Consider the following 12,456-nt stretch of genomic DNA (forward strand, 5'->3'; position numbering starts at 1 on the left):
TCAATTTGTGGTCTGGAATTATTGCCTACAAATTCCTAGATAAAAAGCCCACTATTAGAGATTTTCAAGAAAAAAATCTACTTACAAATTTTGAACTTTTTCAAGATATTGCCGCTTAACTCACGTTTTTTAATAAATTTTCTATTTGCGTCTCATTGATATTTTCTTTATAGTTTTGAATGATTTTTTCAACATTCCATTCGTATTCTTTATCCTCCGAAATGACAGCAAGAATTAGTCCGGGTAACCCTCCAAATTTCCAAGGTCCGTCTAATACAGAAATGTTTTCAGTATAAAAAGCGGTGTAGTTTCTACCTCTAAAGGTTGTTGTAGCAGATTTACAAAGAAAACCTAATATTGTCTTTTTTTCTTTCCCGAATTTCCATTTCATAGGATGTAAAGTGTCCTTTAAATAGTACTGTTCAGAAAAACCATCTGTCTTATAGAGATAGTTATCTTTTTTGTTTTTAATGAAAAAAATATTGGTGGACTTACTTTTGTCATCAATAATTGTATTATTATGAATTTGTTTTTCGGGAATATAAAAATGTTCAGAATAATTGTTATTGACGTGAGCCTTGTAAAAACTTACACCAGAAGGGCTTTTATGCGAATATTCAAAAAGAATATTTTGCCCGAGTAGTTGAAATGATCCCAAAAATAGTGTAATGACTGTTAGTATATTTTTCATAAATTTACTTTTTAATGTTTGCCAATAAATTTATAAATGATTACCACTCTAATTTGTGGTAAGCATTGGTTAAAGAATTAATTAGCAAGTGATGCTGCTAGTGTACATGCTTGCTGCTGAGTACATTCGCAAGAAACCGTTATGGAAACTTGTACAGGCTTGCCATCTACATACTTGGTATATCTGACAGTGCAAACACTCTTTTCATTAGGTTTTTTTGAATTATTTTGAAAAATAAGCATACTTTTCTTTTCAGTAGGCTTCTTTTCAGCAGGCTGATTAGAGGCGAACACACCCGAAGTGGCAAAAGCCATTGCGACTAAAAAAACAAATTTTTTCATCTTTGTTAAATTTAAAGGGTTTGAATATAAACTCGAAATTTTGAGCTCAAAAATTTCTTGGTGCAATTTTATAGCAAGTTCAAACTTTTTTCAAACTTTTTTCAAACTTTTTTCAAACTTTTTTCAAACTTTTTTCAAACTTTTTTCAAAAATTATATTATTCAGATTTTTTTTTGTACTTTAAAAAGAATGGTATTGTTTGGTTGTCCCTTAAAAAGTCAATTTTAGGATATTTCTCAACGCGAGTTATGAGCTTAACTATTTGATTTTGAAATACTTATAGAAAAATTTTAGAGTAATTGTCAAAAGAGCTATATTTATAGTTGTACTTTTCTAATCACTTAAACTAATAGCCCTATGAAAGGGCTTGCTCTAAAACCTGTAAAATTAGCAGAAATTTGTGTATCTGTAGACGATTTTCTGAAAGAGTTTAACTCTATCCTGCAAGCACAATTTGTCGGAAAATAAATGAACAAAAATTATTGAAAAATAGAATATTCAACGACCAACGAGATTGTACTTTACAAAGAATTCACCTCACGTAAATAACAAAAAATAAGGGCTTCAATGAATGAAATGAAGCCCTTTTTTTTGCACATTAGCTTGTTTCTATTTCTTTATCCAAGTACTCTTGCACAACGTCAATAGCATTATCAATGACATCACTCAAAGCCGTAATGAAAGTGCCTTTGCGAGTCTGAGCTAAGGAAATAGCGTGTTTGAGGGCATCTACTTCTTTACGAATTACCTCGTGGGTTACTTTGCGTTTTGATTTCTTGATGCCTTTCAGAATTAAATCAATAATTTCTTGTTCGGTTCTGCCTCGCAAGTGCTTTTCTTGTCGGATAATGATGTGGTCAAACATACGGGCGGCAATAGTAGCACATTCCATAATATCTTGGTCGCGGCGGTCGCCTACGCCCGCAATAATGCCAATTTTGTAAGGTGAATCCACATTTGCTAAAAATTCTTCAATAGCCAAATACCCTGCGGGGTTGTGGGCGAAATCAATCATTACCTGAAAGTTACGGAAATTAAAGATATTCATTCTACCTGGGGTTTGAGCAGGCGAAGGAATAAAAGTACCCAAAGAAACTTTAATATCTTCGGTCTTGAAACCAGCCAAATAACCCGCAAGGGTAGCAGTAAGGGCATTGGCAATCATAAATTTGGCTTTTCCTCCCATTGTGATCGGAATGTGTGTAGCTTTTTCTACTCTAATTTTCCATTCACCTTTTTTGATAGTTACAAAACCATTTTCATATACACAGGCAATTCCGCCTGCTTTGCAATGCCTTTTCACTACGGGGTTTTCCTCGTCCATACTAAAATAGGCAACATTGCACTCCAACTCTTTGGCAATTTTTACGCAATATTCATTTTCGGCATTCAAAATTGCCCAACCATCGGGCTTTACGCTTTTAGGTACTACTGCTTTTACACGAGCCAAGTCATCAAGGGTTTCAATATCATTCAGCCCTAAATGGTCTTCGGCAATATTAGTGATAATGCCAATATCGCAACGACTAAACCCTAAACCTGCTCTCAGAATCCCGCCTCTTGCACACTCTAAAACAGCAAATTCTACGGTAGGGTCTTTGAGGATAAATTCCGTGCTGTAAGGTCCTGTGGTGTCTCCTTTCTCCAAAAGATGGTTTTGTACATAAATGCCATCGGAAGTAGTAAAACCAACGCGATATCCCATATTTTTAACAATATGAGCAATCAGTCGGGTGGTGGTGGTTTTACCATTCGTGCCTGTAACAGCAATAATAGGGATACGTGAGGGCTTGCCCGGCGGATAGAGCATATCCAGAACAGGTGCGGCGACATTGCGGGGCAAACCTTCGGCAGGGGCAAGATGCATACGGAAGCCGGGGGCGGCATTCACTTCCAAAATCACTCCTCCATTTTCAGAAAGAGGCTCGGTAAGGTTGGGAGCCATAATATCAATACCACAAATATCCAAGCCGATGACACGCGAAATTCTTTCTGCTAAAAATACATTTTCGGGGTGCATCAGGTCGGTAACATCAATGGAAGTGCCTCCTGTACTCAAATTAGCCGTAGATTTGAGATAAACAATTTCGCCTTTTGGCGGAATAGTTTCCAGCGTATATCCTTTTTTAGCCAATAAATCTAATGTATCTCTATCTACACTGATTTCGGTAAGCACGTTTTCGTGTCCGTAGCCACGGCGGGGGTCTTTATTTTCAATATCAATCAGTTCTTGAATGGTGTGTTTTCCATCGCCTTTTACGTGGGCGGGTATGCGTTGGGCGGCGGCAACAACTTTGTGGTCTATGACCAATACTCTAAAATCGTAACCTGTGATAAATTGCTCTACTATGACACGGCGAGAGTATTTTTTAGCGTGTTTGAATCCTTCCAAAGCCGCTTCCCAAGTTTTCACATTGATAGAAGCCCCTTTCCCGTGATTGCCGTCCAAAGGTTTAATTACAATCGGATAACCAATTTTTTTGATAACTCTTGCCAAATCCTCTTCATCTACGCAAGTATCCCCTTTGGCAACAGGAATAGCGTTATTAGCAAGCATACGTTTAGTTTCTTCCTTGTCGCAAGCAATTTCTACGGCGATATTACTGGTTTTGCAGGTAATAGTAGCTTGAAATCTCATCTGATTTACCCCGTAGCCTAATTGCACCAAAGAGTTTGTGCCTAACCTTATCCAAGGAATATCACGTGCTATGGCTTCTTCTACAATAGAGCCTGTACTCGGTCCCAAACGCACTTCTTCGCGTATTTCACGCATTTTTTGAATATCTTTTTGTAAATCGTATTCTTCACCTTTTACAAGGGCTTCGGCAATACGTACTGCGGCTTCGGCGGCGTAGATACCTACTTTCTCTTCTACGTAGCTGAATACTACATTATACACGCCGGGTGTTTTGGTTTGGCGGGTTCTTCCGAAGCCTGTATCCATACCTGCAAGTGTCTGAATTTCAAGGGCGATGTGTTCAATGACGTGTCCCATCCACGTTCCTTCTTTTACTCGCATAAAAAAGCCACCGGGTACGCCTTCCGAACAACGATGTTCGTACATAGAAGGAAACATTTTTTTCAATCGGCTTAAAAATCCTTTGATTTTGTTGGTTGGCTTGTTTTCTAAATCTTCCAAATCCAAACGCATCTGAATGAGCTTTTTACGATGAATGCTCCAAACATTGGGACCTCGTAAGGCTTGTATGCTCAAAATTTTCATAAGAGTAATAATTTTAGTAAAACCAAAAAATATTTTGCAGATAGATTTGGCAATAAAATAAAAATTTGCAAGTAAGTCAATATTTGGTTATTTATTTTGTATTTGTTTTTTAGAAAAAATTTAAGGAGAATTTTAATGGGTTAAATTGCTAAAAGCGAAAAAAACAATATGAGTGATATTTAACTCATAATAGTAGCTTTTCTCCCCTACCCTTCTTTTATCTGTTGTGGTAAGTTTTTTGAGCTTGCGAAAGCAATTTTTTCTCTCTATTTTTGCGAGCTTAAAAATATGGTTTTAATATGTCTTTGAAATGTGGAATTGTAGGCTTGCCTAATGTAGGAAAATCTACTTTGTTTTCAGCACTCACCAGCATTCAGAATGTTGCGGCAAATTATGAATTTGCAACTATTGACCCCAATATCGGCATTGTAGATGTACCTGATAGCCGCCTGTATGCCCTTGCCGAAATTGTAAAACCTCAAAAAATTGTGCATACCACAGTTGAGTTTGTAGATATTGCAGGGCTTGTAAAAGGTGCCAGCAAAGGTGGGGGTCGCGGTAATGCCTTTTTGGCAAACATTCGTGAAGTAGATGCAATTATTCACGTTTTGCGTTGCTTTGATGATGACAACGTGGTACGCTCTGCGGGACCAGTGAATCCTGTTTCGGATAAGGAAGTGGTAGAAATGGAATTACAACTCAAAGATTTAGAAAGTATTGAGAAAAAAATTGGCAGAGTAGAGCGTGCCGCCAAATCGGGCGATAGCAAAGCCAAAGTAGAATTTGAAGCTCTTAAACGCTATAAAGCTCATCTGGAGCAAGGAAAAAACGCAAGAACTTTGCCCGATGCTACCGAAGAAGAAAAAGAAGCTGTAAAAGACTTGTTTTTGCTTACAATGAAGCCTGTTTTGTACGTGGCAAATGTTGATGAAAAATATTTACACGAAGACAATCATCACGTAAAAGCTCTGCGAGAGGCGGTAAAAAACGAAGGGGCGGAAGTATTGCGTATTTGTGCCGCTTTGGAAGCTCAAATTGCAGAAATTGCTGATAAGGAAGAGCGAAAAATGTTTTTGAAAGAGTATGGATTAGAGGAATCAGGTTTAGATGTACTTATTCGTGCCGCTTACAAGTTGCTCAACCTCATAACGTACTTTACCGCAGGAGAAAAAGAAGTACGTGCTTGGACTATTGAAAGAGGCTGGAAAGCACCCCAAGCCGCTGGTGTTATTCACTCCGATTTTGAAAGAGGGTTTATTAAGGCAGAAGTTATTAAATTCACTGATTTTATGCAATATAAATCCGAACAAGCCTGCAAAGAAGCAGGTAAAATGGCTATGCAAGGCAAAGATTATGTCGTAGAAGACGGCGATATTATGCACTTCCGTTTTAATGTGTAAGTTTGGTGTTAGGAAAGAGGAGACAGGAGATAGGAGGCAAGAAACAAGACATAGGAAAATCCGAATTTTTGAATCTAAATAATTCCGCCAAAATTTGAGACGATGATTAGTTTCCCAAATGCTAAAATCAATTTAGGACTTTATATTACCGAAAAACGCCCCGATGGCTATCATAATTTGGTTTCTTGCTTCTATCCTGTGCCTCTGCAAGATGTTTTGGAAATTTTGCCTTCTGAAAAATTAACTTTGGAAATTAAAGGATTAGCAATTGATGCTTCGGCTGAAGAAAACCTTTGTTACAAAACCTACCAACTGCTTTCCCAAGCTTTTGCTCTGCCGCCTATTCGTATGGTTTTGCTGAAAAATATTCCTATGGGGGCAGGACTTGGCGGCGGCTCGGCAGATGTAGCCTTTTTGATAAAAATGCTCAATGAATATTTCAAGTTAGGTTTAAGTCGTGAGCAAATGCAAGCCTATGCCAGCCGTTTGGGGAGCGATTGTGCCTTTTTTATAGAAAATACACCCAAAATTTGTCTTGCCAAAGGCGATGTTTTCTTACCTACTGATTTGAATTTGAAAGGGAAAAAAATAATGATAGTGTATCCCGATTTTGCTATTTCAACTGCTGAAGCATATAAAGGCGTAAAGCCTACACCTATCTCATTTGATTTACAGAAAGCCATAGAAAGCTCTCCTCTACAAGAATGGAAAAACTGGCTCAAAAATCAATTTGAAGAGCATTTGTTTGAAAAATACCCTATTTTGGCAGAAATTAAGGCTCAACTTTACGCAAAAGGGGCATTGTATGCCTCTATGACAGGCTCAGGCTCCGCCATTTATGGAATTTTTGAAAACCTCCCCCACTCCTTTCCCCATTCTGAAAAGTTTTGGATATGGAAAGGGGAAATGTAATGTGCTATGAAACATTTTATCGGAAAATCTGCACCCAGCCTTTATAGACTTGTTCAGCTTCATCAGGATTGAGGCGAATAAACCGAACTCTTGCCACATAATAATACAAACCCGCAGGTAAATTTCCCCCGCTATCGCTATCTCCTGCGAAGGTAGTATTGCCCGCCCAATTGATACGAATATCATTATCTCTGAAAAATACTCGCTTACCCCAACGATTATACACTTCAAACTCTACTTTTTCTACAAAAGCCACCGAGTAAGCATCATTTTCATAAGGTTTGAACACATCATTGATTAAATCGCCATTGGGGGTAAAGGCATTGGGTAAATAGAAGGTAACGCAGTTATCTACGCATACCTCATTACTTTTTTCGCCTTCGTTGCCTGCTTTATCCACTGCCGAAACAGCATAACAACCAGCTAAAGATGGCAAGTTGGTATGGTCAAAGGTGAATATATTGCCCGCTACTTGTGCTATTTCAGTGTAAGGGGCTTTCAGATTGGGTTTGTAGTAAATTTTGAAAAAAGCAATATTGTTCGGCTCAAACTCGCAACCATCGCCAATGTTTCCACAGAAAGCAGGTGCGGGGTTGCCTGAATTGTCATTTACCCAAGTAAGCCTGTTGAAAAAGGGCGGGGTTTGTCGGAAATTATTGCAATCTATTTCGGCAATGCTCAAAATTGGCGGGCAGGGCTTGATTACATCTCTTGGTGTGCCTGAATTGATTTGGGACTTATTTACAAAAGGGATAATAAGTTGTTGATAATAATTGCTAATAGCATCGTTGAAGTACCAACCTCTTGTGGTGGTGTAGTAGAAATAATTACTTTGAAGCAAAACATTGCTATCATCAAAAATGCCACTATCTTGAAAAGTTGGGAAGTAGTCGCCTATATCTACAAAACCACTTGGAGAGCCTTCGGCTCGGAAAATATCGTGATTGAAACGGCGGTTATTGCCCCAAGGTACATCATATTTCCACAGCAAACGCAAACAACTACTTACAAATTGAATGTCCAGACGTACCGTAGAGGCGGCATCGGAAGAATCGCGAAATACTTTGTTGGCTTCGCTTGTGGCATTTGCAAAAAATGCTATTCGGTAATGGTACTGCTTATCACGTGTGTTCAGATTATCATCTGTAAAACGAATAAGAGCCGTATCCGCAGGATTGACATTCAAAATACTGAATACTTCGGCATAAGTTACGCCGCTGGCAGGGCGAATACCTTCGCCACGATACACCTTGTAGCCAAAAGGGGCGGGCGGTGTTCCGTTGGGGAACTGAAAGGGTTGAGCAAACTCTACTCTTACTTTGCCCGTAGTAGCAGAGGTTTCCGTTACATCTACTTTCGTAAAAATGGGCACATCAACAGCAAGGGAAGTGCAAACTTCATCAGAGGCATAGCTTTCCCCCCCCTTGGGACGAGGAAATATCGCCGAAATTCTATATGAATACACTACACCAATTCTTGCAGTGCGGTCGGTGAAAGAAGTTGCTGTTGCGGGTACTCTGCCTATTTCGTAGTAACCTTGCCCATCAGGAGCACCCACATCACAAACGGCAGGGTTATTTGTAGGGCAACCTTCACGCCTCCAAATGATAATTTCTTGTGCCTGCGAAGCACAGACATAAGGCGACCAAGTCAGATTGATAAAATCATTTATGTTATCAACATTGGCACTCAGGTTTTGCGGTTTAGGTCCTACCACTGTAATTTCCCAAACTTTAATATCTACCAAAGCAGGCTGTAATGTAGGGGGGGGATTATCAGTAACTTTTACAATTACTTGGTAGGGTCTTTCGCGTATGTATGCACAAGAAGGATTCCAGTTGAACGTGAGTGTAGCAGGAGTTACCAAACATTGATTTGTATAATTTCCCCCACTAAAAGTTATCACAGGTTTGGGATTAGGGGCAGAAGCATCAAACATTTGCCCTGTGAATTCATAACGCATACAATGCCCGTCAGGGTCGGAAGCGGTAATTGAAGCAGTCAGATTTTCGTTGGCAGCAATACAGATATTATTAGGAACATTTACAATAGGACGGCGATTATTGGAATTACGAACAATAATTTGCATATCACGCACTACGTAGCCTAAAAAAATATACGTACCATTTGGCGTTCTACGCCACTCTTCCACTCGGATAGCAATATTAAAACAACCAATGGTGTTAGGCGTATCCCAAGTTACGGTGCCTTGGGTAGCACTAATGCCAAAAGAACCGGGGCCGCCCGCTTCGGCAGGTCCTAAAAAGTTGGTAAGCTCACGATAGCCCCTAACATTCGTATTCAGCCCGCTTTGGGGAGTTACAAGTTTGAAAGCAAGGCTATCACCATCGGGGTCATAGGCACCTGGGTTGTGCAAAAATTTTTGTCCTAAACCTGCATAATCCACGGGGCGTGCAAGCAGTACAGGGGAATTATTAACCCCCAAAAATTGATTGATAATGATTTGCGTTTCTACATATAAATCTGTTTGGTCGGGGGAAAGCATATTCACAACGCAAGCATTGCGATAACTTTCAGAAAAGGCAACCTTAAAAGCCCCTTGCCCGGGAAAAGTGTAGGTAGTTTCGTACCTACCAACATCTACATTAGGGTCGCTGGTGTCTAAATTTACGAGCGGCACATTTTCAAGCCTTGAAACCACCTGATTGCTTGCACCATAAATTACGATAGTGGCATTTTCCGAAAGCTCGGCAGTAGCCCCACTGCCAAAAAAATTAACTTTATCCCGATACACTATCAGCGTAATACGATAAGTAAGCGAAATGGGGTCTAAACGGGTCAGGGTAATTTGCCCCGCTTGCAAGTGAGTAGCCCAAGTTTTTGAGATGCTTGCAAACCAGCACACAAAAAGAATAATAAAGCGAAAAATTTTCATATTTACAAATAGATATTGTTTAGCGTGTAAATAGTTAAGTAAGCAATTTACTCAAATTTTAGCAATTTAGCAATTTTTTTCTCACCTGTTTGTGAAATAAAATGCACAAAATATATGCCATTAGCCCAGTTTTCTACCTTGAAAGCCACTTCTTGGGTATTAGCATAAATTTTACTTTCAGCTACTTTTTGCCCAATGTTGTTGTAAAAAATGACCTCTCCTGCTTGCGTTGTACGAATATACACGTATTTCTTTGCAGGATTAGGCATTAGCCAAAAGGTGGGTTCAGCCAAAGTAACTGCATTGGGGTTTTCATTTTGAAGGATTTGTATGCCCCCCGCCAAAGAGCCGATGACTAAATCAGCTTTACGATCTGCATTAAGGTCTGCACTTGCGAAAATGAGGTTTTTACCCCATTTCTTAGAACTTTGCTCGCTTTCTAAAAACAAATTTTGCCAATTTACATTGCCATTTTGATAATTTTCTCGCAGATTACTTACAAATTTGAGTTTGCCTTCATCGTTAGCGAAAGCCAAATCTTCTTTTCCGTCTTGGTCAAAGTCGGCAATGGTAATACTTGGATTACGTGCCGTTGCAGAAATGGACGTTTGCAGGAAACTCTTGTTTCGCTCCATAAAATTGCCACGCCAATTTTCTACAAAAACTAAATTACCAAGCGGCTTGGCAAGGATTATATCAAAATCGCCGTCTTGGTCTATATCGTAAAAGTAAATTTTATCGCCCCGTTCTATTGCCAAAGGGAAGGGAATAAGATGTTCGCTCAATTTTACGGCATTATTGCGAGGGGCTTGATTGGCAAGGAAATACACTATATTTCGTTGGGTTTCACTTTCCAGAGCCGTCAGAATTAAGTCTAAACTACCATCTCGGTTTATATCCACCCATTGAGGTACAATTTGAATAAACTTTTTTTGTGAAAGTGAAAGAAAATCAGAGCTTTCTAAAATGAAATTAGCTTTTTCAGGCGTGCCTTGATTACGATAAAAATGAATGGTAGCAAATTTTTGTTTATCAGCAGGAATAGTGCTTGAAGTATAAAAGCTATTTCCTACAAACATATCCAAATCGCCATCGCCATCGTAATCTATGAAAGCGGGGGCAGAGTCTTGTCCTACATCAAGCATTGTGTTTTGTAAAAAATTTCTTTGCACAAATTGCCAATCGGGCAAGCTATTGGTATTTTTATTTTCATAAAGCCAAACAGAATTTGCAAAATCAGCATTGCCATTTTCATTTTCTTTGAGATTAGAGGCAACAATTAGGTCTTTTTTGCCGTCAAAAGTTGCATCAAAACTGTACAAGGCAGAAAAAACACCAATATCAATCGGCTTACTAGGCGGAAAATTCGTTGTAAAACTGCGAAAAATAGCTCCTTTATTAGTGCCTTGATTAAGCATTACGTAAGTTTTATTGCAACTCACCCCTGAAAGCATTATATCTAACAGGTTGTCATTATTCAAATCGGTAAGCAAAACAGCTGAACCTGTGTGTAATATTTTTTTTCTACCATCAGAAGCTCGTAAATTATTAAAGGGGCAGGCAATATCAAAAACAATTTCATCGCAGTTAATTTCACTAATAAGAAAATCGCCCCAACAATAATTGATACGCTCAAACTCCAAAAAATTGGCATTTCCATAACGTTCCTTACTTCTATTCAGATGCAGTTCAATCAAGCCGTTATGAAAATCAAGAAAAAGAGCATCAAGGTCGCCATCATTGTCTATATCGTAGAAAGCGGGTATATCAGTAGAAAAAATAGCTAAATTGTAAGGGAAAGCAATATTACTGCTTTCGGTCATTAGCAGGTCATAGGTTTTTTGAAAAGCAATTTGAGCGGTAGAAATGTTCAAATAGGCTTGTACGCCAAAATTATAGCCTGCGAAAATATCTTTTTTGCCGTCAAAATTGTAGTCGTGCAGAAGTACCCAACCTGCGTCTTCAAAATCGGGGAAATATTTTTCGTATTTGGGTGAATATAGGTATTTTTTTTCGGCAGGTTTAGCAAGAAAAGTATAAATTTTTTGATTGGCTCTATCGTAGATGAAAAGGTCGTCTGTGCCGTCTTGGTCAAGGTCTATGGGAGAAATTTGTGGGGAATTCAATCCGCCTGCCCAAGCATTACGCATTTGCCCGTTTTGTATTTGGTGAGCTACTTTTTGTGTAAATGTAAAATTTTGAGCAAATAATAAGCTGTTGGCAAGCAAAAGGTAGGTAGTTAATAGTGTTTTCATAGAGAAATTTTTTGAAATAACATCAAAACTAACAAAAAAGTTGGAAAGCTACCATTTTGATGTGGGTAAAATCCTTAATTTTACGCAAAAAAATCTAAAAATATGCTCATTGCTATTGGTGCAGACCACGCAGGTTTTGCTTACAAAGAAGCTATAAAAGAAAATCTTTTGCAAAAAGGTTTTCAGGTAAAGGATTTTGGCACACATAGTACCGAATCGGTAGATTACCCTGATTTTGCTCACCCTGTTGCCCTTTCCGTAGAAAGCGGTGAATGTAAAAGAGGTATCCTGATTTGTGGTAGCGGCAATGGCGTGGCAATGACCGCCAATAAGCACGCCCAAATTCGTGCCGCTCTATGCTGGAACGAAGAAATTGCCCAATTGGCTCGCTTACACAACGATGCCAATGTTATCTGCTTGCCTGCTCGTTTTGTGAGCATAGACGAAGCCCTAAAAATGGTAGAAACTTTCTTAAAGACTGATTTTGAGGGAGGTAGGCACGAAAACAGAGTGAAGAAAATCTGTGGCTAATTTTTTGGCTGTGGTTTAGAATGTATGATAGTCATAGTTCCATTATTACAATATCTCGTATGCCACTATTTCTTAATAATACGTGAGTTAAGCGGCAATATCTTGAAAAAGTTCAAAATTTGTAAGTAGATTTTTTTCTTGAAAATCTCTAATAGTGGGCTTTTTATCTAGGAATTTGTAGGCAATAATTCCAGACCACAAATTGAC

General features: G+C 38.7%; 8 protein-coding genes. 3 read left to right on the plus strand and 5 right to left on the minus strand.

Translation table 11 applies throughout. The features are described from left to right. Positions 1-115: 115 nt before the first annotated feature. The 3 genes from Rain11_RS12905 to cphA form a co-directional block, all read right to left on the minus strand. Complete coding sequence (locus Rain11_RS12905; protein ID WP_101359787.1) at positions 116-691, minus strand: GLPGLI family protein; 576 nt, start codon at positions 689-691, stop codon at positions 116-118. 77 nt (positions 692-768) lie between these two features. Beyond that, positions 769-1,032, minus strand: coding sequence for an Erv1/Alr family FAD-linked sulfhydryl oxidase (locus tag Rain11_RS12910; RefSeq protein WP_133121595.1), 264 nt, complete (start codon positions 1,030-1,032; stop codon positions 769-771). Positions 1,033-1,630: 598 nt separating this feature from the next. Further along, positions 1,631-4,255 (minus strand): cyanophycin synthetase, encoded by a 2,625-nt coding sequence (cphA, locus tag Rain11_RS12915; RefSeq protein WP_101359789.1) that lies wholly within the window; start codon positions 4,253-4,255, stop codon positions 1,631-1,633. 299 nt (positions 4,256-4,554) lie between these two features. Here cphA and ychF point away from each other — a divergent pair, with 299 nt between their 5' ends. After that, positions 4,555-5,655 (plus strand): redox-regulated ATPase YchF, encoded by a 1,101-nt coding sequence (gene ychF, locus Rain11_RS12920; RefSeq protein ID WP_101359790.1) that lies wholly within the window; start codon positions 4,555-4,557, stop codon positions 5,653-5,655. Between the two features lie 102 nt (positions 5,656-5,757). Beyond that, positions 5,758-6,567: a 4-(cytidine 5'-diphospho)-2-C-methyl-D-erythritol kinase gene (gene ispE / locus Rain11_RS12925; protein ID WP_101359791.1), complete on the plus strand. Its 810-nt coding sequence runs from the start codon at positions 5,758-5,760 to the stop codon at positions 6,565-6,567. 16 nt (positions 6,568-6,583) lie between these two features. Here the strand turns inward: ispE and Rain11_RS12930 are convergent, their stop codons facing one another. Together Rain11_RS12930 and Rain11_RS12935 are read right to left on the minus strand one after the other, a co-directional pair. Continuing rightward, on the minus strand, positions 6,584-9,463 hold the full coding sequence (locus tag Rain11_RS12930) for a T9SS type B sorting domain-containing protein (RefSeq protein ID WP_101359792.1): 2,880 nt from the start codon (positions 9,461-9,463) through the stop codon (positions 6,584-6,586). A gap of 47 nt (positions 9,464-9,510) precedes the next feature. After that, positions 9,511-11,718, minus strand: a complete 2,208-nt coding sequence (locus tag Rain11_RS12935) for an FG-GAP-like repeat-containing protein (RefSeq protein ID WP_101359793.1) — start codon at positions 11,716-11,718, stop codon at positions 9,511-9,513. 102 nt (positions 11,719-11,820) lie between these two features. Here Rain11_RS12935 and rpiB point away from each other — a divergent pair, with 102 nt between their 5' ends. Continuing rightward, entirely contained in the window at positions 11,821-12,249 is a 429-nt protein-coding gene (rpiB, locus tag Rain11_RS12940) for a ribose 5-phosphate isomerase B (RefSeq protein ID WP_101359794.1), read from the plus strand. The last annotated feature ends 207 nt before the right edge of the window (positions 12,250-12,456 follow it).

The organism is Raineya orbicola, from assembly GCF_002843425.1.
In the GTDB taxonomy this organism is placed as follows: domain Bacteria; phylum Bacteroidota; class Bacteroidia; order Cytophagales; family Thermonemataceae; genus Raineya; species Raineya orbicola.